The sequence below is a fragment of the Arthrobacter agilis genome (assembly GCF_006494655.1).
Classification (GTDB): Bacteria; Actinomycetota; Actinomycetes; order Actinomycetales; family Micrococcaceae; genus Arthrobacter_D; species Arthrobacter_D agilis.
On the sequence record NZ_VHIM01000004.1, the window covers coordinates 274,744 to 297,823 of the forward strand.

22 protein-coding genes and 1 tRNA gene are annotated in these 23,080 nt (G+C 68.2%); 13 read left to right on the forward strand and 10 right to left on the reverse strand.

The features are described 5' to 3' along the window. Window positions 1-5 precede the first annotated feature (5 nt). From mnhG to FJV46_RS08220, 6 genes are read right to left on the reverse strand one after another with little or no spacing between them, the layout of a single operon-like run. Window positions 6-461, reverse strand: coding sequence for a monovalent cation/H(+) antiporter subunit G (mnhG, locus tag FJV46_RS08195; RefSeq protein WP_087028478.1), 456 nt, complete (start codon window positions 459-461; stop codon window positions 6-8). Window positions 462-465: 4 nt separating this feature from the next. Continuing rightward, the gene (locus tag FJV46_RS08200) at window positions 466-723 is read right to left on the reverse strand and encodes an MrpF/PhaF family protein (RefSeq protein ID WP_087028479.1); all 258 of its coding nucleotides are present in this window, start codon (window positions 721-723) and stop codon (window positions 466-468) included. Continuing rightward, window positions 720-1,268 carry a Na+/H+ antiporter subunit E gene (locus FJV46_RS08205; protein ID WP_087028481.1) on the reverse strand — a complete coding sequence of 183 codons (549 nt, stop codon included), beginning with the start codon at window positions 1,266-1,268 and terminating at the stop codon, window positions 720-722. Before FJV46_RS08205 ends, FJV46_RS08200 begins: the two co-directional genes overlap by 4 nt. Then, window positions 1,265-2,875: a Na+/H+ antiporter subunit D gene (locus FJV46_RS08210; protein ID WP_087028483.1), complete on the reverse strand. Its 1,611-nt coding sequence runs from the start codon at window positions 2,873-2,875 to the stop codon at window positions 1,265-1,267. Before FJV46_RS08210 ends, FJV46_RS08205 begins: the two co-directional genes overlap by 4 nt. Then, window positions 2,872-3,444, reverse strand: coding sequence for a Na(+)/H(+) antiporter subunit C (locus FJV46_RS08215; protein ID WP_087028485.1), 573 nt, complete (start codon window positions 3,442-3,444; stop codon window positions 2,872-2,874). Before FJV46_RS08215 ends, FJV46_RS08210 begins: the two co-directional genes overlap by 4 nt. Continuing rightward, entirely contained in the window at window positions 3,441-6,437 is a 2,997-nt protein-coding gene (locus FJV46_RS08220) for a Na+/H+ antiporter subunit A (protein WP_087028487.1), read from the reverse strand. The genes FJV46_RS08215 and FJV46_RS08220 overlap by 4 nt, the downstream gene beginning before the upstream one ends. Window positions 6,438-6,591: 154 nt before the next feature. Between FJV46_RS08220 and FJV46_RS08225 the strand changes: the two genes are divergently transcribed. Next, window positions 6,592-7,980, forward strand: a complete 1,389-nt coding sequence (locus FJV46_RS08225) for an MFS transporter (RefSeq protein WP_087028703.1) — start codon at window positions 6,592-6,594, stop codon at window positions 7,978-7,980. Window positions 7,981-8,161: 181 nt separating this feature from the next. Further along, window positions 8,162-9,331 (forward strand): MFS transporter, encoded by a 1,170-nt coding sequence (locus tag FJV46_RS08230; RefSeq protein ID WP_232008501.1) that lies wholly within the window; start codon window positions 8,162-8,164, stop codon window positions 9,329-9,331. Window positions 9,332-9,426: 95 nt separating this feature from the next. On the opposite strand, the gene FJV46_RS08235 is transcribed toward FJV46_RS08230, so the two are convergent. The 3 genes from FJV46_RS08235 to FJV46_RS08245 all read right to left on the reverse strand — a co-directional run bounded on the left by FJV46_RS08235 (window position 9,427) and on the right by FJV46_RS08245 (window position 11,693). Continuing rightward, entirely contained in the window at window positions 9,427-10,143 is a 717-nt protein-coding gene (locus tag FJV46_RS08235) for a VIT1/CCC1 transporter family protein (protein WP_087028491.1), read from the reverse strand. Between the two features lie 42 nt (window positions 10,144-10,185). After that, window positions 10,186-10,761, reverse strand: coding sequence for a dCTP deaminase (dcd, locus tag FJV46_RS08240; protein WP_087028493.1), 576 nt, complete (start codon window positions 10,759-10,761; stop codon window positions 10,186-10,188). Window positions 10,762-10,838: 77 nt separating this feature from the next. After that, entirely contained in the window at window positions 10,839-11,693 is an 855-nt protein-coding gene (locus FJV46_RS08245; protein ID WP_087028495.1) for a tryptophan 2,3-dioxygenase, read from the reverse strand. A gap of 80 nt (window positions 11,694-11,773) precedes the next feature. On the opposite strand from FJV46_RS08245, the gene FJV46_RS08250 reads away from it, so the two are divergent. The 11 genes from FJV46_RS08250 to FJV46_RS08300 all read left to right on the forward strand — a co-directional run bounded on the left by FJV46_RS08250 (window position 11,774) and on the right by FJV46_RS08300 (window position 21,912). Then, complete coding sequence (locus FJV46_RS08250; protein ID WP_087028496.1) at window positions 11,774-12,823, forward strand: M4 family metallopeptidase; 1,050 nt, start codon at window positions 11,774-11,776, stop codon at window positions 12,821-12,823. Beyond that, entirely contained in the window at window positions 12,820-13,248 is a 429-nt protein-coding gene (locus FJV46_RS08255; protein WP_087028498.1) for a protealysin inhibitor emfourin, read from the forward strand. Before FJV46_RS08250 ends, FJV46_RS08255 begins: the two co-directional genes overlap by 4 nt. A 26-nt stretch (window positions 13,249-13,274) precedes the next feature. Beyond that, window positions 13,275-13,345: transfer RNA gene (locus FJV46_RS08260), tRNA-Gly, on the forward strand. 120 nt (window positions 13,346-13,465) lie between these two features. Beyond that, entirely contained in the window at window positions 13,466-13,906 is a 441-nt protein-coding gene (gene panD, locus FJV46_RS08265) for an aspartate 1-decarboxylase (protein ID WP_179195210.1), read from the forward strand. 176 nt (window positions 13,907-14,082) lie between these two features. Beyond that, window positions 14,083-15,402: an extracellular solute-binding protein gene (locus FJV46_RS08270; RefSeq protein ID WP_087028500.1), complete on the forward strand. Its 1,320-nt coding sequence runs from the start codon at window positions 14,083-14,085 to the stop codon at window positions 15,400-15,402. A gap of 56 nt (window positions 15,403-15,458) precedes the next feature. Continuing rightward, entirely contained in the window at window positions 15,459-16,400 is a 942-nt protein-coding gene (locus tag FJV46_RS08275; RefSeq protein WP_232008717.1) for a carbohydrate ABC transporter permease, read from the forward strand. Beyond that, window positions 16,400-17,248, forward strand: a complete 849-nt coding sequence (locus tag FJV46_RS08280) for a carbohydrate ABC transporter permease (protein WP_087028502.1) — start codon at window positions 16,400-16,402, stop codon at window positions 17,246-17,248. The genes FJV46_RS08275 and FJV46_RS08280 overlap by 1 nt, the downstream gene beginning before the upstream one ends. 30 nt (window positions 17,249-17,278) lie before the next feature. Then, window positions 17,279-18,676: an ABC transporter ATP-binding protein gene (locus tag FJV46_RS08285; RefSeq protein WP_087028504.1), complete on the forward strand. Its 1,398-nt coding sequence runs from the start codon at window positions 17,279-17,281 to the stop codon at window positions 18,674-18,676. Window positions 18,677-18,768: 92 nt separating this feature from the next. Next, window positions 18,769-20,478 (forward strand): helicase HerA-like domain-containing protein, encoded by a 1,710-nt coding sequence (locus FJV46_RS08290; protein ID WP_087028506.1) that lies wholly within the window; start codon window positions 18,769-18,771, stop codon window positions 20,476-20,478. Between the two features lie 13 nt (window positions 20,479-20,491). After that, the gene (locus FJV46_RS08295; RefSeq protein WP_104150520.1) at window positions 20,492-20,902 is read left to right on the forward strand and encodes a hypothetical protein; all 411 of its coding nucleotides are present in this window, start codon (window positions 20,492-20,494) and stop codon (window positions 20,900-20,902) included. 26 nt (window positions 20,903-20,928) lie between these two features. After that, window positions 20,929-21,912, forward strand: coding sequence for a hypothetical protein (locus tag FJV46_RS08300; RefSeq protein ID WP_232008502.1), 984 nt, complete (start codon window positions 20,929-20,931; stop codon window positions 21,910-21,912). A gap of 52 nt (window positions 21,913-21,964) precedes the next feature. On the opposite strand, the gene FJV46_RS08305 is transcribed toward FJV46_RS08300, so the two are convergent. Beyond that, a complete protein-coding gene (locus FJV46_RS08305) occupies window positions 21,965-23,059 on the reverse strand; it encodes an SDR family oxidoreductase (RefSeq protein WP_087028510.1) in 1,095 nt (364 codons plus the stop codon). Between the last annotated feature and the right edge of the window lie 21 nt (window positions 23,060-23,080).

Genomic DNA, 23,080 nt, shown 5'->3' on the forward strand with positions numbered 1-23,080 from the left:
GGCGGTCAGGCCTCCGACCGGTCCGGAGGTCCTGCGGTCGGGCTGTCGTCCTGCCCTGCCGGGCTCCCGGCGGTCCCGGCGGTCCTGGCACGATCGTCTCCGGCGGCGCGCCCGTCCACCTCGTCCGCAGCCTTCGCCACGATGTCGTCCAGCTCGTCCAGCGTCAGGAGCTCCCGCTGGAGGTGGCGTGTCCGGTATCCCGCGCGGCCCACCATGTGCGCGGAGACAGGACTCGTGAGCAGCTGGAAGATCCAGCACAGCACGAGGATCGGGACGAGGACCCAGCTCCCGTTCTCGACGGCGAGCGCCAGGAGGAAGAGGAGAAGACCGAGGACCTGCGGCTTCGTCGCGGCGTGCATCCGCGAGAGCAGGTCGGGGAAGCGCGTCAGGCCGATACCCGCCGCGAGGGACATGAGGGCCCCGCCGATCAGGAGCACGGAGACGATGACGTCCTGGACCATGGTGCTACTTCCTGTCCGTGACGAAGCGGGCCACCGTGACCGAACCGACGAACCCGATCAGCGACACGGCGACGAGCAGGATCAGGTGATCGAGGTGGCGGTTGACCACCATGTCGAGGACCAGTGCCGCGCCGATGATCGCGAGGACGACGTCGAGCGCCAGCACCCGATCGAGGATGGACGGCCCTCGGACGGCGCGGTACAGCGCGAGGGCCGCGGCGATGCCGAGGATCCCCCCGACGAGGTATGTGACGGTGGTCATCGGCGCGCCTCCTCGGCGCGGAGTGACGCGAGATCAGCCCTGGTGCCCATGATCCGGACGAGCCACGCCTCGGTGGCGAGGACATCCCGCCGCACCACCTCGGCGTCCTCGGACGAGGTCACATTGAGGCAGTGCAGGTAGAGCGTCGACGTGGATCGGTCGACCTCCAGCACGAGCGACCCGGGGATCAGGGAGATGGCGTGTCCGGTCGCCGTGACGAGGAAGTCCGAATGGCTGCGCAGCTCCACCGCGACGACGGCGTTCCGGAGCCTCGGCCCCCGGGTGAGGGCCAGCCAGAAGACCTCCGCACTGGCAGCGACCAGTTTGACCAGGAAACGCCCGATGAAGGGGATCAGCCACAGGATGTTGAAGCGGCCGGTCAGTTCGACGGGCGGCAGGTAGAAGACGTTCACCACCACGTACGCGATGATCGCCCCGAACACCAGGGTGCCGGCGCTGAAGTCCTGCCAGAGCGCTCCCCAGACCAGGACGAGCCAGATGACGAGGGGCAGTTCGGTGATGAGGGGAATCCGTTGGCGGCTCATCCGTCCGCCCCGGGTCCGAGCACGGCCTCGATGTAGGGCGTGCGATCGAGCATCTCCTGAGCCGCGTCGTCACTGAGCGTGAAGAGCGGCCCGGCGAGGACCGTCAGTGCCAGTCCGAGGCCCACGAGCCCGATCGTGGGGCCGGTCATGGTGGGCGGCAGCAGGGTCACCGGGTTCCGGCCCGAGAAGCGGCCCGTCGCCTCCCCGGTCACATGGCGTGAGGTGCCGACGCTCGATCCGTCCGCCTTGCTCGCGAGCAGGATGGGGTCAGGATCCTCGGCGTCACCGGGGCTTCGCCAGAACGCCCTGTTCCACACACGGGCCATGACCAGGAGCGTCAGCAGGCTGGTGGCCACGCCTCCCGCGACGAGGACATAGGCCAGGGGCGTGCCGAGCTCCACCCCGGCCTGGAAGAGTCCCAGCTTGCCGATGAACCCGGAGAAGGGCGGAATGCCCGCCAGGTTCATCGCAGGAATGAAGAACAGGACCCCGAGCAGCGGCGAGAGCCTCGCGAGTCCGCCGAGCCGGTCCACGTTCGCGGTCCCGCCCCGTCGCTCGATCAGGCCCGTGACGAGGAACAGGCTCGTCTGCACCGTGATGTGGTGCGCCACGTAGTAGACGGCGGCTCCGAGACCCACCCGCGACGAGATGGCAAGGCCGAACACCATGTAGCCGATGTGACTCACCAGGGTGAAGGAGAGCAGACGCTTGATGTCCGATTGCGCCAGGGCTCCGAGGATCCCGACGATCATCGTCAGCAGGGCCACCACCATCAGCAGCGAATTGATGCGGTCCCCCGGGAAGAGGAGGGTCTCCACGCGCACCATCGCGTACACGCCCACCTTGGTGAGGAGGCCGGCGAACACCGCCGTGACGGGCGCGGGCGCCGTGGGGTAGGAGTCCGGGAGCCAGAAGGAGAGCGGGAACACCGCGGCCTTGATGCCGAACGCCACGAGCAGCATGAGGTGGAGCACCATCTGCGTCGCCGGGTCGACGGTCTCCAGTTTCACCGCGAGGTCCGCCAGGTTGATGGTGCCGGTGGCCCCGTAGATCATGGCGATCGCGATGAGGAACAGCATGGACGAGACCACGCTCACGACGACGTAGGTGACGCCCGCGCGGATCCGCGGCGCCGTGCCGCCGAGGGTCATGAGCACGTAGCTCGCGGTGAGCAGGATCTCGAACCCGACGTAGAGGTTGAACAGGTCCCCCGTGAGGAAGGCGTTGGACACCCCCGCCACCAGGATCAGGTAGGTGGGATGGAAGATCGACACCGGACCGTCCTCGTCGCCGTCGGCCATGCCCTGCCCTGCGGCGTACACGAGCACCGCCAGGCTGACCGCGGAGGAGATGACCAGCATCAGCGCGGAGAACTGATCCACGACCAGCACGATCCCGAACGGCGCGGACCATCCCCCGAGATGCACCGCCTGCGTCCCGGCGGAGGGTGCGGCGAGGAGCATCACCACCTCGATGAGCAGTGTGATGCTGAGCGTCGTGATGCTCACCGCGCGCCGGGCCCGGGAATGGCGGATGAGGATGAAGGTGACGGCCGCGCCGAGGAAGGGCAGGACGACGGCGAGGGGGGCCAGCTCGGCGGCGGTCATCGGGGCTCCCCGCCCGGGCGCTTCTGCGTGGCGGTGGGATCAGGACGGCCGGCACCGCCGCCGTTTCGGGATGCGGCCCCGCCGACGGCGTCGGCACCCCGGGTATCCCGGATGTCTGCGGTGGCCTCGGCGTCGCCGAGCGCTCCTGCGTCGACGGCGGTGAATTCGGAGGTGTCTGCAGGGATGTCGGCGTCGTCCTCGTAGTCGTAGCTGCTCTGGTCCGCCACGCGGCGATCCTCGGGATCGTCCTGGACGGCGTCCTCGCGCCCCAGCACCCAGGAGCGGTAGATGATGCCGAGCATGAAGGCCGTCACCGCGAAGGTGATGACGATCGCCGTGAGGATCAGGGCCTGCGGCAGGCTGTCCGTGTAGTCCTCGGCGGGCCGACCCTCGACGTACAGGGGCGACTGACCGGCACCTCCGCTCATGGCGAGGATCAGGATGTTCGCCCCGTTGCCGATCAGGATCAGGCCGAGGAGGACCCGGGTGAGGCTGCGTTCGAGCAGCAGGTAGATGCCCGCGGCGAAGAAGGCGGCCATGAGCACGATCAGCGTGATGTTGACGGTCACGGCTGCACTCCTTCGACGGTGGGCGGGACCAGCGCATCAGCGCCGAGGTCCTCCTCGACGGGCTGCTGGTCCTCGCTGCGCTGATCGATCTCGGAGCCCAGGCTTCGCAGCACGTCCAGGACGAGCCCGACGACGATGATGTAGACGCCGATGTCGAAGATGGTGGACGTCACGAACTTCACGTCGCCGAAGACCGGCAGCCAGAACTCGAGGATGTAGCTCTCGAGCACCGCACCGCCGAGGAACAGGGGCGTTGCGGCGGTGAGCGTGACGATGGCGAGTCCTACCCCGAGGAGCGTCCCGGCGCTCACGGGACTGGCCTCCGCCAATTCGAAGCGCCCTCCCGCCAGGTAGCGGATGGCGAGCGCCAGGCCCGCCGTCAGCCCGCCGGCGAAGCCGCCGCCGGGAAGATTGTGGCCTGCGATGAGCAGGTAGACCGAGAGCAGGATCATCGTGTGGAAGAGCAGCCGGGTGATCACCTCGAAGATGATCGAGCGGCGCTCCGGGGCGAGCGTCCGTCCCGCGACGAGCCACGGATCGCGGCTCACGTTGGCGAACCGTGCTGCCAGCTCGCGCGCGGCACCCGCGCGTCCGCCGGCATCCAGCGGCTCCTGGCCGCGGTCCACCGAGCCGTCCTCCACGCCGTCGGCCCGGCGCCGATCGTCCCCCCGGCTGCGGATGAAGATGAGGCTGGCGATGCCCGTCGCGGCGATGGCGAGCACGGTGATCTCCCCGAAGGTGTCCCACGCCCGGATGTCCACGAGCAGCACGTTGACGGCGTTGGCCCCTCCGCCGTCGTCGTAGGCCAGCTTCGGGTATGCGAGCGAGATGGGAGCCGCGTTCCTCGACGCCATGGCGGACATGGCGATGACCGCCATGATGCTGCCGAAGGCGATTCCCAGGCCGGCCCGGAGCAGGCGGTGACGGCTGCCCTCCCGGTTCCAGAGCCTGGCGGGCAGGGATCGCAGGGCGAGCACGAAGGCGACGAGCACGATCGTCTCGACGAGCATCTGCGTCAGGGCGAGATCCGGCGCCCCGTGGAGGGCGTAGATGATGGCCATCCCGTATCCGGTGATCCCGACCATGAGGACGGCCATGAAGCGCTTGGTGGACCGGAGTGCGGCGAGGATTCCCACGAGGATCACCGCGGCGGCGATGATCTGCGCCGGGGAATCGGCGACCCGGAAGGCGTCGGGCCTCGGCGCCTCGAAGATGATCAGTGCCGCGAGCGGTGTGATGACCGCCGTGCTCAGGATGATGAACAGGTAGAAGGCCAGGGAGCCCCGCTGCGTGCGGCCCGTGATCCACACCGCGACGTCGTCGAGGACACCGATGATCGATCGGTAGACCACCTCCGCCTCGCGGACGCGGGGCAGGCGCCCCTGCACGCGCTCGAACGGCACGCGGAGGAGGTACAGGGCCGCACCGGCGGCGAGGGTGACGGCCGAGAGCAGGAGCGCCGGCGTGAAGCCGTGCCAGAGGGCGAGATGCGGCGGAGCGCTGTCCCCCGGGAACAGGGACGCGTAGGGCTGCGCGACGGCGTCGAGCGGCACGGGCCAGACGCCGAACAGGACGGACGCGGCGGCCAGCACGGCGGGCGCCACCAGGAAGGACGTGCGGACCGGGGTGAAGTCGGTCCGGGGGATGCCTGCTTCAGTGCGAAGGCACCCCCGGACGAACCGTGCGCTGTAGGCGAAGGTGAGGACGGACCCCAGGACTACCCCGCCGAGCAGGAGGGTGCCGATCAGCCCGTCCTCGGCCCGGTGGACGAAGGCCTCGTACACCGATTCCTTCGCCACGAAGCCGAGTAACGGGGGGACGCCGGCCATCGATCCGGCCGCGACGAGGGCGACGGCGAAGAGCACGGGTGACGCCGCACCGACCCCGGACAGCACACGCAGGTCCCGTGTCCCCGCGTGGTGGTCGATGACCCCGACCACCAGGAACAGCGTGGCTTTGAAGAAGCCGTGCGCGAGCAGCAGCCCGAGGCCTGCGATCGCGCCGTCCCGCCCGCCGAGGCCCACCACCATCACCAGGAACCCGAGCTGGCTCACCGTGCCGTAAGCGAGCACGAGCTTCAGATCCGTCTGCCGCAGCGCCCGCCAGCCGCCGAGCAAAATCGTCGCCATGCCGAGGACGAGGATCACCGGGTACCAGAATTCCGTCTCGCCGAACCCCGGGGCGAAGCGCGCCACGAGGTAGACGCCGGCCTTCACCATCGCAGCCGCGTGGAGGTAGGCGCTGACGGGGGTCGGTGCGGCCATCGCCCCGGGCAGCCAGAAGTGGAAGGGCACGAGGGCGGATTTCGTGATCGCACCCACGAGGACGAGTGCGACGGCGATGTCGATCAACGGGCCCTCGGCGACGAGTGCCCCGGCACCCGCCAGGATCTCGGAGATCCGGTAGGTGCCCGCCGTCTGACCGATCATCACGAGACCGACGAGCATGGCGAGGCCACCGAAGGTCGTCAGGATGAGGGCCTGCAGAGCCGACCGCCGCGCCGAGAGCCGCTGCCGCGAGTACCCGATGAGGAGGTAGGACAGGATAGTCGTCAGTTCCCAGAAGATGAACATGAGGATCAGGTCGTCCGCCAGGACCAGACCGAACATGGCCGCCGCGAACGCGAGCAGTTGCGCACCGAACGCCCCGAGGTCGGGGTCGTCGCTCTTGAAGTAGCGCGCGCAGTAGAAGAGCACGAGCGCCCCCACGCCGAGGATCAGGATGCAGAGCACTGCCGCCAGCGCATCCAGGCGGAAGGCGAGCTCGAGCTGGAGACTGGGGATCCAGGGAACAGTGACCGACGGCGGAGCATCGGGTTGTCCTGGACCTGCGCCCTGATCGGAGGACAGCACGACGGGCAGACGCACGAGGAGCCAGAGGAAGCCTGCGGCCGGTGCGGCGGCCAGCACGAAGAAGGCGGATCTGCCGAGCCGGGAGAACAGGACGGGCGCCACGAGTGCCACGGCGAACATCGCGATCAGCACGGTGAGCATGGGCGTCGATCTTCCACTGGCCGGGTCGGTCGGGCAGCTCCCATTCTAGCGAAGGAATCGATTCGTCCTTCCCTCGAGGACGGGCATGCTTCCCGTCCGCCGCGCCGCACGGCAGGCGGCGTCGCAGGCGTCATCCGGCGCTAGCATTCACCGTATGAGTACGCATCAGCGGGCACCGCAGCCGGCCGGAGCGCCCGCACCTCGTCCCACCGTGGGGTCCGGCCGCATCTTCAGCCGTCCCGTTCTCGCGTGGGCGTCGTGGGACTGGGGTTCGGCGGCCTTCAACGCCGTGATGACGACCTTCGTGTTCACGGTGTATCTGACGTCCGAGGCCTTCGGTGGGGAGGAACGCGCGTCCCAGGTACTCGGGTGGGGACTCGCCGTCGCGGGCCTGCTGATCGCGCTCCTCGCTCCCGTCACCGGCCAGCGCTCCGACAGGGGCGGTCGCCGGAAGTTGTGGCTCGGCGTCAACAGTCTGATCGTCGCCGTGCTCACGGCGCTGTGCTTCTTCGTGTTCCCGAGCCCCGAGATGCTGATCCTCGGTGTTGCGTTGATCGCCGCGGCCAACATCTTCTTCGAGTTCGCCGGTGTGAACTACAACGCGATGCTGTCCCAGATCTCGACGCCCGCGACAGTGGGACGGGTCAGTGGCTTCGGCTGGGCCATGGGGTACGTGGGCGGGATCGTCGCGCTCGTGGTGGTGCTCGTCGTGTTCATCCAGCCGGTCGTCGACTGGGCCGGTGCCTCGAGCGAGAACGGGCTGAACATCCGCCTCGTCGCCGTCTTCTCCGCGCTGTGGTTCGCGGCCTTCGCCGTGCCCGTGATGTTCGCGGTACCCGAGATGCCGCGCAGGGCCGCGACGGTGCGGATCGGGTTCCTCGCGTCCTACGGGCTGCTCGCGCGCCGCGTCAGGGCCATCTATCGGGACAGTCCCCACACCATCTACTTCCTCCTGGCCAGCGCCATCTTCCGCGACGGCCTCGCGGCGGTCTTCACCTTCGGCGGCATCCTCGCGGCCGGCGCCTTCGGATTCCCGCCCGGCATGGTGATCGTCTTCGCGATCGCCGCGAACGTGATCGCGGCGATCGGCGCCGTCGTCGGCGGATTCCTCGATGACCGGGTCGGGCCGAAGAGCGTCATCACGGGCGCCCTGGTGGGTCTGCTCGTCGCGGGAACGGCCATCCTGCTGCTGGGCACGGCAACGTATTCCTTCTTCGGCATCGAATGGACCTCGGATACCACGTTCTGGGTGTTCGGCCTGCTGCTCACACTGTTCGTGGGACCGGCCCAGGCGTCGTCGCGCGCCTACCTCGCACGCCTGGCACCGGTGGGAGACGAGGCCGAGCTCTTCGGGCTGTACGCCACCACGGGACGTGCGGTCAGCTTCCTCGCACCGACGCTCTTCGCCCTGTGCATCGGGATCTTCGGCTCACAGCTGTACGGCGTGATCGGAATCCTCGTGGTCCTGCTCGCCGGTCTCCTCGTCCTGCTGCCGGTCAAGCCACCCGCCCGCGTGACGCGCGCCGTCGTCCCGAAGATCTGAGGCCCCACTCTCCAGCACCACGATCCGCAGCGCAGCGACCGCTCCTCCACGACGAGAGCTCGATCCGCTTGCCGGTCCTGACAACCTGCCGGCCTGCGTCTCCGTCAAGTCCGGCCTACCATCCGCTGATTCCGACCGGGAGCGGCAGCGTTCCCGGTGCATGGTGCAGGATGGATTCGTGGTGAGGAACCTCACCGGGACCGGCCGGATCGGGCTGGCGGGCGCCGCGGTCGTCGGGGTCGCCTTCGGCATGGCCCGCTACGCCTACGGCCTTACGCTGCCCGATATCCGGCAGGACCTGGGCCTCTCCGAGCTGGTCCTCGGCCTTGTTGCCAGCGCGACCTTCGCGGGCTATCTCGCAGGTCTCCTGCTGGCCGGGCCGCTCGCGGCACGCTCAGGGTCTCGTGCGCCGACCACTCTGGGCGGGGTGTGCGGCGCCCTCGGAGCAGGCCTCGTGACGCTCGCCCAGACACCTGCTCTCCTCGCGGTCGGTGTCGTCCTGGCCGGCAGCGCTGGCGGCTGGGTATGGGCGCCCTACTCCGAGATCGTCACGCGCACGCTGCCCCCGCAGCGCCGGGCACGCGCGCTGGCGGTCATCACGACCGGGACCAGCGGAGGGCTGGTGCTTCTGGGCGGTCTCGCTGTGCTCGCATTGTTCGGTTCGTGGCGACTCGTCTGGGCCGGCATCGCCCTCGGAGCTGGAACGGCTGCAATCGTGAACCTCCACCTGGTACCGGCGGTCGCGCCGGAGCCGCAGAAGGACAGGCCACATCCAGCCTCCTCCTCGGCCGGAGTGCTGCGAGTACCCGCCGCATACTCCCTGGTCTATTTCGCGGTCGTCATCGTCTACTTCACCTATGCCGCCGACATCCTCGCGAGCCGCGCGCTTCCCGATGCGGCCACTCCGGCGCTCTACGCGACCATCGGCTGCACAGGTCTGGTGGGCGCGTCCGCCGGTGGCCTCGCGCGGCGGATCGGCGCCTCCCGCGTCGCGGCGCTGTGCCTCGTCTCGATCGGCGTGGCGCTGGCGCTCCTGGTCCCAGCGGGTGAGTCCCTTCTCGCAGCGGCAGCGTCCGCCGCCATCTTCGGGGTGGGGTACATGACAGGATCTGCGGTGCTCGCGGTCTGGACTGCAGAGCTGATGCCCGAGCGCGCAGGAGCTGCGTTCACGGGCTGCCTGGTCGTCGGTGCGCTGAGTTCCGTCGCTGCCCCGGCCGTCGCGGGCGCAGTGATCCCCGGCCTCGGACTCGGACCACTACTGCTCGTCACCGCCGCCCTGGCACTCCTCGGCGGAGCAGTCCTGATGCTGCAGGGACTCGTCCGCAGAACAGCCGACGACATCGGAGGGTGATCCTGGGCCCCAGCAGGGGTCTTCTGCCGCTTCGAGCAGGTCCCGGTAGTACAGGCCCACGGCGGTGCTGTCGCGAGCGGTGTGAGGGGCGTGCGTCAGGCGATGCCCGTCGTCCCCAGGAGTGCGCCGACACCGTAGGTGAAGGCCATCGCCAGTGCACCACCGATGACGAGGCGCAGCATCGCGCGCCGTCGGGAACTACCGCCTACCTGCGCGCTGACCGCCCCGGTGATCGTCAATGCCACCAGCACGGCGACGAACGTCAGCGGTATCCGCACCTCGGCGGGCAGGACGAGAATCGCGAGCAGGGGCAGGACGGCGCCGGCGGCGAACGCTGCGGCGGACGCGAGCGCAGCGTGCCACGGATTGGCCACCTCGAACTCATCGATGTTCAGCTCCGCCGCCAGGTGAGCGGCCAGGACGTCGTGGTCGGTCAGCTCCACGGCCACCTGTCGCGCCGTCGTCGGGGTCAGCCCCTTGGCCTCGTACAACCCGATGAGCTCCGCGAGCTCGCCGTCCGGGTCATCCCGCAACTCCTGCCGTTCCTTCTCGATGAGGGATTCCTGGCTGTCCTTCTGGCTACTGACGGAGACGTACTCCCCGAGGGCCATCGACACGGACCCGCCCACCACTGCGGCTGTGCCTGCGACCAGGATCGGCGCCAGCGTGTTCGTGACCCCGGCCACCCCGATCACGGTCGCCGCTGTGGACACTATGCCGTCATTCGCTCCCAGCACAGCGGCACGCAGCCAGTTCAGGCGCGCTGCCACACCACTGTCATGAGGTTCCACGGAGCTCTGCTCACTCGTCACAGCAGCAGTAAAGCACCAACCGCCCGGAGTGTGCGGGGAGGGCTAGATGTCCGTCCGGTGGAAGTTGAGGTGGCTGCGCGACGCCGTCGGGCCCCGCTGACCCTGGTACCGATTCCCGTACTCGCCCGAGCCGTAGGGGTGCTCGGCGGGCGACGTCAGTTTGAAGAAGCACAGTTGCCCGATCTTCGAGCCGGGCCAGAGCTTGATCGGCAGGGTGGCCATGTTGGAGAGCTCGAGGGTCACGTGACCGGAGAAACCCGGGTCGATGAAGCCCGCCGTGGAGTGCGTCAGGAGGCCGAGACGCCCGAGGGAGGACTTGCCCTCCAGCCGCGCCGCGATGTCGTCGGGCAGGGTGACCGTCTCGTAGGTGGAGCCCAGGACGAACTCCCCGGGATGCAGAATGAACGGCTCGTCGGGTGCCACCTCCACCAGGCGCGTGAGATCCGGCTGGTCCTCTGCCGGATCGATGTGGGCGTACTTGTGGTTGTCGAACAGCCTGAAGTACCGGTCGATCCGCACATCGACGCTGGAGGGCTGCACCATCGCGGGATCGTGCGGTTCGAGGACGATCCGGTGGGCGGCGACTTCTGCTCGGATGTCGCGGTCTGAGATCAGCACCGTTCAAAACTACCAGTCTGATGCCGGCCGTTCCCGCAGCGTTCCCCGCGATGATCGGCCGTGCTCGCGTCCGCGCGTCAGGCCCCGATCTCGGTCCGGACCGCGAAGAGTTCGCGGAAGAACGTCAGCTCGAGGGCCCGCTGGAGGAACCCGACGCCGGAGGAGCCGCCGGTGCCCGTCTTGAAGCCGATGGTCCGGGCCACTGTTTTCAGGTGGCGGAAGCGCCACAGCTGGAAGTTGTCCTCGAGGTCCACCAGCTCCTCGCATGCCTCGTAGATGTCCCAGTGGGCGGCGGCGTCCTCGTAGACCTGCTTGTAGACGGCGACGAGCGCGGGCGTGAACTCGTGCGCGAGCGCCACGTCGCGCTGGAGGAGCTCCTCGGGGATCGCGTAGCCCCGGCGCGCCAGCAGTGCGATGAATTCGTCGTAGATGCTGCTCTGCCCGAGCAGTTCCGTGAGCAGCGCCTGCGCTGCGGGGTCCGACGCGAAGACCTGGATCATGGCGGCGTTCTTGTTGCCGAGCAGGAACTCCACGGCCCGGTACTGATAGGACTGGAAACCGCTCGAAGCTCCCAGGTCCTTGCGGAACTCCGCGTACTCGGAGGGGGTGAGGGTCGCGAGGACGGACCACTGCTCGGTCAGCGAACGCTGGATGTGCTTGATCCGGGCCACGCCCTTCATGGCGGCGCGCAGGTCATCCGACCCGAGGTGCAGGCGCACGGCCCGGAGCTCGTGCAGCACCAGCTTCAGCCAGAGCTCGGAGGTCTGGTGCTGGATGATGAAGAGCATCTCGTCGTGGTGCTCGGGGGAACTCACCGGATGCTGTGCCTCGAGCAGCTTCCCGAGCTCGAGGTAGGAGCCGTAGCTCATCTTGTCCGAGAAATCCCGCTCGATGCCCTGCTCGAGATCGCGGGTGTTCCGCTCCACATCCATGCGGACCAGCCTACGGGTCGGCGCTCAGCACAGAATGTCGCCCTGCTGGTCTAGGTTGGGACCACGTCGAGGAGGCATTCATGCACCGTACCCACTGCGGCATCGTCCCGCCGCACCTGCTCACCCGGCTCGCTGCGCTGCAGGACCCGAGGCTCTCGGCCGCCTCGCGGGCGGCACGGCACGCGCTGCTCGAACTGCAGCCCGTGCATCGGATCCGCGCGGACGCGCTGCGGGCGCCCGTGCGCCGCGGCTCCGCCGTCGTCGGAACGCTCGCACGCCGCATCCACGACGCCGGAGGACGGGAAGAGCTGCCCGGGACCGCGGTCAGGCCCGAAGGCGGTCCCGTCACGGGTGACGCTGCGGCGGACGAGGCCTACGACGGCCTCGGTGCGACCTATCGACTGTTCAGCGAGGAGTACGGGAGATCGTCGATCGACGGCGCCGGTAAGCGACTCGACGCGACAGTCCACTACGGCTCCGACTACGACAACGCGTTCTGGGACGGCGAACGCATGGTCTTCGGTGACGGCGACGGCGAGATCTTCGGACGATTCACGGCGTCCCTGACCGTCATCAGCCATGAGCTCACGCACGGCTTCACCCAGTACTCCACGAACCTCGAGTACCAGGGCCAGTCCGGCGCCCTCAACGAGTCCCTGTCCGACGTCTTCGGCGTGCTGGTGGAGCAGCGCGAGCTCGGCCAGGATGCCGCGGCGGCGCCGTGGCTCATCGGCGCGGGAATCTTCACCGAGGACGTGCAGGGCGTCGCGCTGCGCTCCCTGAAGGCCCCGGGGACGGCCTACGACGACGACGTCCTCGGTCGGGATCCACAGCCGGCCACCATGGCCGACTACGTGCGGACGACCTCCGACAACGGCGGCGTGCACATCAACTCGGGCATTCCGAACCACGCCTTCTATCGTGCCGCGACCGCCCTCGGGGGTGAGGCCTGGAAAGCTGCGGGCAGCATCTGGTACGACGCCGTGCTGAGCGGGGACATTCCATCGGACTGCGATTTCCCGACCTTCGCGCGGGCCACGGTCCGTGCCGCGGACAAACGATTCGGCAGCGGGAGCCGGGAGGTCGGGGCGGTGGCGGAGGCCTGGGCGCAGGTCGGGGTCGTGCCGTGAGGATCGAGATCACCCGCTCGGGAGGGTTCGGCGGGCTGACGCGGACGTGGAGCCTGGAGGTGAGCGCGTCCGAAGCCGAGCAGCGCTGGCTTCCGCTGGCGGCAGAGGCGGAACCGGGGCCGGCACCGGAACCGGCACCGGAACCGGGGCCGGCACCGGGCGAGGAACCCACGGCATCCGGCGGGAGCGGTGCGCACCGGGACCGGTTCACCTATCGCATCACCATCGGCTACACGGAGGTGCTCGTCCCGGAAGAGCGCCTCGAGGAGCCCTGGCGGGAACTCATCGACCGCGCGCGTGCCGCTCCCGTTCCCGGCCCGCCGGCGCCGTCCCCCGGCGATTCCGGACCCGGAACGGACTCGAAGCAGCAGGCATCCGACGGCCCCGGCGCGGGTGGGCAGGAGAGCCCCCGCAAACTGTTGTAAGGTGATGAAGCGGTTCCAACTGCCGCGCGGGCGTAGCTCAATGGTAGAGCGCTAGCTTCCCAAGCTCGATACGCGGGTTCGATTCCCGTCGCCCGCTCTTTTCCTCCCCACTCGCGGTTCACTCCGCGGGCCGGCCGACGCGGCACGCATGCGCGATGTGCCCAAGGACACCCGCCGCGATCGGTGTGCGGGTCCTGCCGGACAGTATCCTTGACCCGTGAATCGCACCATGTTCAAGTCCAAGATCCACCGCGCCACGGTCACCCACGCGAACCTCCACTACGTGGGTTCCGTCACCGTCGACCTCGATCTGCTCGACGCCGCGGACATCCTTCCGGGTGAACTGGTCTCGATCGTCGACGTCACCAACGGCGCCAGACTGGAGACGTACACCATCGCGGGAGAGCGCGGCTCTGGCGTGATCGGCATCAACGGCGCCGCTGCGCACCTCATGCAGCGCGGCGACCTGGTCATCCTCATCACCTACGCGCAGATGTCGACGGAGGAAGCGCGGGAGTTCGTCCCCACGGTCGTCCACGTCGATGCCGACAACGGCATTGTGGAGCTCGGCTCCGACCCGGCGGAAGCCGTCACCGATGGCATGGAGCGGCCCCCCTTCGCCCTCGACAATTCCACCGTCTCCCCCGCCACCGCCTGAACCCGGCGTACCGAGGCGCCCGCCGGAACGGGTGGCCATCCGATGCGGGATCGTGAGCGAGCTGTCTAGCGGTTTGGGTCTGCAAGGCATAGGGTCGAAAAGCAAGCTTGCTTAGGCTGTCGATTCGATCGAACCGTCAGCCGGGCTGTCTACGAGGATGTGGAGGCTCGGTACGAATGCAGACAAGTCAACGAACGCGCAACGGCGCGAGGACCCGTCCGAGGGCGATCGTCCTGGGGGGCCTGCTGATCGGCACGCTGGCCATGACCGGCTGCGGGCCGGGAGACGACGACAACTCCCTCACCTGGTACATCAATCCGGACGCGGGCGGCCAGGCCGCCATCGCCCAGAAGTGCAGCGAGGAGTCGGACGGCCGCTACAGCATCCAGACCTCGCTGCTTCCGAGTGATGCCGCGTCGCAGCGCGAGCAGTTGGCCCGACGCCTGGCGGCCGGCGACTCGTCGCTCGACATCATGAGCCTCGATCCCCCCTTCATCCCCGAACTCGCCGAACCCGGCTTCCTGGCACCCGTGCCCGAGGACGTCGCCGAGAGCACCACCGAGAACGTCGTGGAGGGCGCCCTCGCCGGTGCACGGTGGAAGGACGAACTGGTGACGGTCCCGTTCTGGGCCAACACCCAGATCATGTGGTACCGGAAGTCCGTGGCGGAGGCGGCAGGTCTGGACATGAGTGAGCCCGTCACCTGGGACCAGATCATGGAGGCTGCCGAAAGCCAGGACAAAGCCCTCGGCGTCCAGGGAGCACAGGCCGAATCCATGACGGTCTGGGTCAACGCGCTCATCGAATCGGCCGGTGGTTCCATCATCGTCGACCCGGAGGCGACGGCGGACGAGATCGAACTCGGTCTCGACTCCGAGGCAGGGACGGAAGCAGCGCGGATCGTCTCGACCATCGGCAAGGAGGGGCTCGGCGGGCCAGGCCTGCCCACGCAGAACGAGAACGGCTCGCTCATCGCGTTCCAGGGGGATTCCGGCTCGTTCATGGTGAACTACCCGTTCGTCTGGCCCGCAACCGTGGCTGCCGTCGAAGCGGGCACCCTCGACGAGGCCGTGCTCGAGGACATCGGCTGGGGTATTTTCCCCCGGGTCTTCCCGGACCAGGAGGCGGCACCCCCGCTCGGCGGCATCAACCTGGGCGTCGGCGCGGAGAGCGACAATCCCGCACTCGCCTATGAAGCCATCGAGTGCATCGTGTCCGTCGAGAACCAGGCCGAGTACTTCCTGACCAACGGCAACCCACCGTCCAACACCGAGGCCTACGAGGATCCCCGGATCGAGGAGTCCTTCCCCATGGCGGAGACCATCCGGGACTCCCTTCAGGTAGCAGCACCGCGCCCCCAGACCCCGTTCTACAACGAGGTCTCCACCGGCATCCAGCAGACTTGGGCGCCGCCGTCGTCCGTTGATCCGGAGACCACTCCGGAGGCGTCGACGAACTTCATCATCTCGGTCCTCAGAGGGGAGCAACTCCTGTGACCTCCGCCATTCCAGCGAGAACCACGACGGCGTCCTCCGGCGAACCCGGCCCACGGATCGATCCGGACGGCAGCACGACGAAGAAGGCGCGCAAGCAGTACAGCGACCGCGTACGCGCCGAGCGGCGGCTGGGGTGGATGCTGGCAGGACCCGCGTTCGTCATCATGCTGCTGGTGACGCTGTACCCGATCCTGCAGGCCATCTACGAGTCGCTCTTCAAGTTCCGCCTCACCGCTCCGGGGGAGCGCGAGTTCATCGGCCTCGGCAACTACGCCGTGATCCTCTCCGACCAGCTCTGGTGGGAGGACCTGGGCCGAACCGTCCTCATCACCGTGATCACGGTGATCGTCGAACTGATACTCGGGTTCGCCCTCGCCCTCGTGATGCACAAGGCACTCAAATCGGTGCGCGGGCTCCTGCGCACCGCGATCCTGGTGCCCTACGGCATCATCACGGTCGTCTCGGCCTTCGCCTGGTTCTACGCCTTCGACATCAACTCCGGTTACATCAACAGCTGGTTCAGCTGGGTGCCCGGGATCGACGAGAGCACCAACTGGTTCGCGGAGGCGGGTACCTCGCTCTTCGTGATCATGGCGTCGGAGATCTGGAAGACCACGCCGTTCATCTCGCTGCTGCTCCTCGCGGGACTCGCGCAGGTACCCGACGAACTCAGTGAGGCCGCGAAGGTCGACGGCGCCACCTGGTGGGAGCAGATGCGCAAGGTCATCATCCCCAACATGAAGGCGGCGATCATGGTCGCCGTCCTGTTCAGGGCGCTCGATGCCTTCCGCATCTTCGACAACGTGTTCATCATGACCAACGGCGCCAACGGGACGGAAGTGCTGTCCCTCCTCGCCTACCGCCAATCGATCAGCAGACTCGAGATCGGCCTGGGATCAGCGGTCTCCGTCCTCCTGTTCGTCTGCGTGCTGGTGATCTGCTTCGTCGCGATCAAGCTGTTCAAGGTGGATCTCGCCGGATCCCAGGGAGGTAAGTGATGACGAACACGAGTACCAAGAACAAGGTCCTCTGGGCCGTCGCCACCGTCCTGGTCCTGGTCTACGCGCTCTTCCCCGTGATCTCGATCCTCGCCACCTCGTTCAAGAGCCCGAGCGATCTGACGAGCGGCAAGTTCCTCCCCTCCGGAGGCACGGCGACCACCGATAACTACGAGCAGATCCTGGTCGGCGACGCGCAGGGACTGTTCCTCTCGGCGCTGCGCAACTCCATCGGCATCTCCGTGATCGCCACCTTCATCGCCGTCGTCCTGGCCACCCTGTGCGCCTATGCGATCGCACGCCTGGACTTCCCCGGGAAGAAGCTGGTCCTGACCACTGCGCTGGCGGTCTCGATCTTCCCGGTCATCTCCATCGTGACGCCGCTGTTCAACCTCTGGCGCACCATCGGCCTCTACGACACCTGGCTCGGGCTCATCATCCCGTACCTGTCGCTGACGCTCCCCATCTCGATCTGGACCCTCGCGGCGTTCTTCCGCCAGATCCCGTGGGAGCTCGAGCAGGCGGCCCAGGTGGACGGCGCGACGACGTGGCAGGCGTTCCGCAAGGCGATCGTGCCGCTCGCCGCACCGGGAGTGTTCACGACGGCGATCATCGCGTTCTTCATCGCGTGGAACGACTTCGTCTACGGCATCTCGCTGACCTCCACCGAGGCGGCGCGACCCGTCCCGGCGGCGCTCGCGTTCTTCACCGGGGCATCGCAGTTCGAGGCACCGACGGGCGCCATCTCCGCTGCCGCGATCATCGTCACCATCCCGATCGTCCTCCTGGTCCTGCTCTTCCAACGCCAGATCGTCTCAGGCCTGACCTCCGGCGCCGTCAAGGGCTAACGCCCCCGGTTTCAGTAAAGGATTCGCACCATGGCTTCAATCACCCTCAACCATCTGGTCAAGAAGTACGGCGACGGCTTCCCGGCCGTCAACGACATCAGTATCGACATCGCGGACGGCGAGTTCATCATTCTCGTGGGGCCCTCGGGCTGCGGGAAGTCCACCCTGCTCCGCATGATCGTGGGTCTCGAGGACATCACCGACGGCGATCTCCTCATCGACGGGCAGCGCGTAAACGACAAGGCGCCGCGGGATCGCAATCTCGCGATGGTCTTCCAGAACTATGCGCTGTACCCGCACCTGACCGTGTACGAGAACATCGCGTTCCCGCTGCGCCTCGCCAAGGGAAAGCACTCCGAGGACCAGGTCGACAAACTCGTGACCGATGCGGCCGCGACGCTCGAGCTCACCGACCACTTGCAGCGCAAGCCGGCGAACCTCTCGGGCGGGCAACGGCAGCGCGTCGCCATGGGCCGCGCCATCGTACGGCAGGCCGATGCGTTCCTGTTCGACGAGCCGCTGTCCAACCTCGACGCGAAACTCCGCGGCCAGATGCGCTCCGAGATCTCCCAGATGCAGCGCCGCCTCGGCGTCACCTCGGTCTACGTCACGCACGACCAGACCGAGGCCATGACGCTCGGGGACCGTGTGGCCGTGTTGAAGAAGGGCGAGCTGCAGCAGATCGCCTCGCCGCGCGAGCTGTACGAACAGCCCGTCAATCTCTTCGTGGCCGGGTTCATCGGCTCCCCGTCGATGAACTTCCTGCCTGCGACGATCGAGGGCAACACGTTGCAGACGGCCATCGGCGACCTGCAGATCCCGGAGGCCAAGGCGCAGAAAGCGGCGGGGAAGAAAGTGGTCCTCGTGGGGGTCCGCCCGGAGTTCTTCGAGGACGCCAAGCTCGTGGAGGACCACAAGCAGTCCAACGGGTCCACCTTCACCGCCACGCTGACGCACACGGAGTGGCTCGGAAACGAGCAGTACGGATACATCAACTTCGACCCCGCCCCGGAGATGCGCGAACTGCTCAACAGCCTCGCACGGGACATGGATGCCGACGAGTTGCGACCGCAGGTCGTCGTCACCCTCGACGCCGCGAGCCGTATCCGGGGTGGGCGCGAGGCCGAGATCTGGCTCGACACACGCAAGCTCCACCTGTTCGACGCGGAGACCGGCGAGAATCTCACGCGTGATGCGGAGGCCGGCGCCGAGCTGACACGGGAGGCGAACCAGGAGCGGGCAGAAGAGATCGCCACGGCGCAGGGTACCGACGCCAACCGGGACAGCGGGATGGGCGGCGGAACGCCGCAGCACGCCGGCGCATCCGCAGCCTCGCCTGCGGCGTCCCCGGATGCCGCGGGTCGCGACGACGCGGCGGGCCGTCCCGTCGGCGGGACGGGGACCGGCGGCAAGCACGCGGCAGGCTAATCGTCAGCTACCGGGGCGCCCGCATCGCGGGCTGCCCTGGGACGGGACCGGAACCCGGAAGGGTACCGGTCCCGTCTGTGTACTGTGGCCTCATGGCTGAACACGACGACGACGCGCAGGCCTCCGACATCACCGCTGGATACGTCTTCGAGGGACCCACCCTGCACCTCGGGGCGGCGATCGTCGGTGGTGCCCTGCATCCAGAGGCGCAGGTCCGCCTGCCGCTCGCCATGATGAACCGACACGGCCTGATCGCGGGAGCAACCGGCACCGGCAAGACCGTGACCCTGCAGATCATGGCGGAGCAGCTCTCCGCGCAGGGCGTGCCCGTCTTCCTGTCCGACATCAAGGGAGACCTCACCGGACTCGCGGCGCCCGGCACCGCCGGCGACAAACTGGCGAAGCGGACGGAGAGCGTGGGACAGCACTGGACTCCGACGGCCTTCCCCGTGGAGTTCCTGACGCTCGGCGGTGACGGGGAGGGCGTCCCCGTGCGAGCCACCGTCTCCTCCTTCGGGCCCCTGCTGCTCAGCCGCGTGCTGGACCTCAACGAGACGCAGGAGTCCAGCCTGCACCTGGTCTTCCACTACGCGGACACGAACGGCCTGGAACTGTACGACCTGGCGGATCTGCGCGCCGTCATCAGCTTCCTGACATCCGACCAGGGCAAGGCGGCCCTCGAGGCCCTCGGCGGGTTGTCGAAGGCCACAGCGGGCGTGATCCTGCGGGAGCTCATCACCCTCGAGGCACAGGGGATGGGTGCGTTCTTCGGTGAACCGGAGTTCGACACCGCGGACCTGCTGCGGACGACCGCTGACGGACGCGGCATCATCACCGCCCTCGAACTCGTCTCGGTGCAGCAGAAGCCCCGCCTGTTCTCCACGTTCCTCATGTGGCTCCTCGCCGACATGTTCGCCGAACTGCCCGAGGTCGGCGATCTCGACAAACCGCGGCTGGTCTTCTTCCTCGACGAGGCGCATCTGCTGTTCACCGGCTCGTCGAAAGCCTTCCGCGAATCGATCCAGGCCACGGTCAGGCTCATCCGCTCCAAGGGCGTCGGTATCTTCTTCGTCACGCAGACGCCGAAAGACATTCCCGGCGACGTCCTCGGACAGCTTGCCAATCGGGTCCAGCACGCCCTCCGGGCGTTCACTCCCGACGATGCGAAGGCCCTGCGCGCCACCGTCTCCACGTTCCCCATGAGTCGATACGACCTCGAGGAGGTGCTGACGTCGGCCGGCATCGGCGAAGCGGTGGTGACCGTCATGAATGAGCGCGGTGCCCCGACACCCGTGGCCTGGACGCGACTCCGCGCCCCCGAGTCCCTCATGGGCCGAGCGGCCGAGGGAGTCGTCGCAGCTGTCGTCGAGTCGTCTCCCCTGCGCGCGAGATACAACGAGACCGTCGACAGCCACTCCGCCTTCGAGAAGCTGACGGACGTGCCGGCGCCGCCTCCGGACGAGCATCCCTCGCCCGGTACAACGCCCCGAGAGGACCGGGACGCCGAGGCACGCCGCATCGAAGAGGACATCCTCGGCCTGCCGTCACGCCCCGCTCGTAGCCGCGAGGCCCAGCCGTCCGGCCACTCCGACCCCGACGGTCGATACACCGACGGCCGGAGGAACGACGGCCGCGACGAGGCCGGCGACGCGTACGGCCGAAGCAGGAGCCGACAATCATCGTCCCGCGCCCAGGGCAAGGACGAGATGGCCGAACTCGCGCTCAAGGCCGCAGGCGTGATCGGCAAGGAACTTGCCCGAGGGCTCTTCGGCACCAAGCACCGCAAGCGACGGTGGTACTGAGGCCGCCCCGGTGATGGGTGTGGGAACGGACGATGCGATGGCGGTCGTCGTGGAGATCGCAGGATCCACCCTCGTGGCGCTGGGACTGGGCCTCCTGATCGCTGCCCTCGTGATCCGCCTGATCTACGGCGCCTGGACCAGGTCACAGGCCATCGCCTTCCAGCATGAGGGGCACGCCTACCTCCGCTGGCACGACCACCGTTACCGGATTATCGAGGCGCTGTGGTCGAGTGGACGACGGCGGGCGACGACCTCGCCCATCCCGGCCCCTCGACGACCCGGCGAGGAGGTGACGATCTACTACCATGCGCGCGAGCCCACGCAGTGGACGCTCGAGAAGCCGTACCGTGGTACGCGCCTCCTCGCCGTCGTCGGGCTGGGCCTTGCAGCCCTCGGTACACTTGTGGGTTTCCTGCCCGGCTGAGATGCACCAGCCGGTACGGTGGAAGCGTGACGACGACTCCGGTGGTGAAGGTGCTCGCAGCCTGGCTGCTCGGAGTCCTGCTGGTCGCCGCGGCGTTCGTCCTCACCGTCTCGGTGCTCAACGGGAAGCTGTACAGCCCGGAGCACCAGGTGACCCTCTATCTCGAGGCGCTGCGCGACGGCGACGGCGGAAAAGCTCTCGGGTTGCTCAATGCGTCGGTACCCGAGGGCTCGAATGCCACCCTGCTCGATGGCGAGGCGCTCGCCCGAGCGGGCTCGGCGATCGAGGACGTCGAGGTCGGGGACGCGCGCGAGACAGGCAGCGACCGCGTCGAGGTGCCGGTGAGCTACACGCTCGACGGCGCCGCAGGGACGAGTGTCTTCCCCCTCCGTCGGACGGGTACCAACTGGGGGTTCTTCACACTCTGGGACTTCGAGCCGAGCGTCCTGCCGATCATCCAGGTCTCGGCACTGAACAGCGACGAAGCATCGGTCAACGGCGTCCCCGTCGGCCTTCCGGACGGCAAGGCGGCCCTGGCCACCTTCTACCCCGCAGCCGTATCCGCCGAGTACGAGGGCACGTACTTCTCGGCGGAGGAGAGGCGCTCCTCGGTGACGGGCAGCGACGAGCCGCCGCCTCTGGCCCTCGACGCCGAGCCCACGCCTGAACTCACGGACGCCGTCGACGGGAAACTGCGGGGGTTCCTCGACGAGTGCGCGGACCAGACCGTCTTCCAACCCGCCAACTGCCCGTTCTCCTACCCGACCACCGAGCGCCTGGCCGGCGACATCGACTGGTCCATCGAGGAGTATCCCGCGGTGTCCATCACCGCGAAGGACGGCGAGTGGGTACTCCCCCCGCTGAGCGGGACCGCGCGCATCGACACCCGATTGCGCGACCTCTTCTCCGGGTCGGTCCGCGACGTCTCGGAGCGGGTCCCGTTCGAGTTCGACGCCGTCCTCACCGTGACGGACGATTCCGTCACCGTCACACCCTTGGTCAGCTACTGACCGGTATCCGGGCAGATCCCGTGCCGCATCCGGCCGGGCGCGGCACGGCTTCTCAGGGAATGAGCTTCTCGGCCCGGTACCGGTCGAACAGACCGGTGAAGACGTCCAGGGTGTTCCGGTACCCGGTGAACCCGGCGGTACGGCTCTTGGTCATGTCCACCACGGCTTCGATCTCGAGCCCGAGATCGCCGTCGGTGTGCCACCATGACGCCATCCGGCCGAGATCGGGTTCGACGAGCCCGTGCTTCTCGGCCAGGGCCCTCCACTGGTCCTCCCGACCATGCATTGCCTGCTCGAGGGGCCGAGGCGCGCCGGCGTACCCCTCCCACTCGAGACCGAAGTAGGCGGCCAGCCGGGGCCACATCCAGCGCCACCGGAACACGTCCCCGTCCACGATGTTGAACGCCTGGTCCGCACCCTCGTCCGCGGTGGAGGCCCAGAGTATGTGTTCTGCCAGCAGCCCGGCGTCGGTCACGTTCGCCAGTCCGTTCCACTGCTGTTCGGACCCGGGGAACACGAACGGCTCACCCGCGTCCTGTGCGAGCGCAGCCTGGGTGGCAAGGGTCAGCCCCATGTTCATCGCATTGCCCACAGCGTGCCCGAGCACGGTGTGGGCGCGGTGCACGCTCCACGTGAAACCCTGTTCCCCGGCAGCAGCGAACAGTTCGTCCTCCTGCGCGTAGTAGAAATTGCGGGCGGACAGCCGCGGCGCGTCCTCCCGGAACGGGGTGTCGGACATCTCCCCTGAGGCATAGGCCTCGAAGGGGCCCAGATAGTGCTTCATCCCGGTCATGAGCGCAACATGCGCGACATCCTTGCCGCGCAGCGCACCCAGCAGGTCCCGCAGCATGCCCGCGTTGACCCGGATGTTCTCCTCCTCCGTCTCCTGGCGCGACCAGGCCGTGAAGAACACGTGTGTGGGGTGTTCCGCGTCGAGCGCCTGTGACACGGCTTCGGCCGAGGTCAGGTCGGCAGCGAGCCAGCGGACGCCGTCCCGCGCGGGTCCCGGTGTCCGGGAGAGTGCGAGGACCGGCCAGCCCTCCGCCGTGAGCTTCTCCACGAGTGCGGACCCGGCGATGCCGGTGGCCCCCACCACGAGGGCGGTGCGCTGACCGTCTGATGCTGCTGGTCCGGGGTCGATGGTCATGCGTGCTCCTTCTGTGCTGCC

What these genes read in the sequence shown, in the direction of transcription:
- mnhG (WP_087028478.1), bottom strand. Translation starts at nt 461, where the DNA reads ATGGTCCAGGACGTCATCGTCTCCGTGCTCCTGATCGGCGGGGCCCTC.
- FJV46_RS08200 (WP_087028479.1), bottom strand. Translation starts at nt 723, where the DNA reads ATGACCACCGTCACATACCTCGTCGGGGGGATCCTCGGCATCGCCGCG.
- FJV46_RS08205 (WP_087028481.1), bottom strand. Translation starts at nt 1,268, where the DNA reads ATGAGCCGCCAACGGATTCCCCTCATCACCGAACTGCCCCTCGTCATC.
- FJV46_RS08210 (WP_087028483.1), bottom strand. Translation starts at nt 2,875, where the DNA reads ATGACCGCCGCCGAGCTGGCCCCCCTCGCCGTCGTCCTGCCCTTCCTC.
- FJV46_RS08220 (WP_087028487.1), bottom strand. Translation starts at nt 6,437, where the DNA reads ATGCTCACCGTGCTGATCGCGATGTTCGCCGTGGCACTCGTGGCGCCC.
- FJV46_RS08225 (WP_087028703.1), top strand. Translation starts at nt 6,592, where the DNA reads ATGAGTACGCATCAGCGGGCACCGCAGCCGGCCGGAGCGCCCGCACCT.
- FJV46_RS08245 (WP_087028495.1), bottom strand. Translation starts at nt 11,693, where the DNA reads ATGGATGTGGAGCGGAACACCCGCGATCTCGAGCAGGGCATCGAGCGG.
- FJV46_RS08250 (WP_087028496.1), top strand. Translation starts at nt 11,774, where the DNA reads ATGCACCGTACCCACTGCGGCATCGTCCCGCCGCACCTGCTCACCCGG.
- FJV46_RS08270 (WP_087028500.1), top strand. Translation starts at nt 14,083, where the DNA reads ATGCAGACAAGTCAACGAACGCGCAACGGCGCGAGGACCCGTCCGAGG.
- FJV46_RS08280 (WP_087028502.1), top strand. Translation starts at nt 16,400, where the DNA reads ATGACGAACACGAGTACCAAGAACAAGGTCCTCTGGGCCGTCGCCACC.
- FJV46_RS08285 (WP_087028504.1), top strand. Translation starts at nt 17,279, where the DNA reads ATGGCTTCAATCACCCTCAACCATCTGGTCAAGAAGTACGGCGACGGC.
- FJV46_RS08290 (WP_087028506.1), top strand. Translation starts at nt 18,769, where the DNA reads ATGGCTGAACACGACGACGACGCGCAGGCCTCCGACATCACCGCTGGA.
- FJV46_RS08295 (WP_104150520.1), top strand. Translation starts at nt 20,492, where the DNA reads ATGGGTGTGGGAACGGACGATGCGATGGCGGTCGTCGTGGAGATCGCA.
- FJV46_RS08305 (WP_087028510.1), bottom strand. Translation starts at nt 23,059, where the DNA reads ATGACCATCGACCCCGGACCAGCAGCATCAGACGGTCAGCGCACCGCC.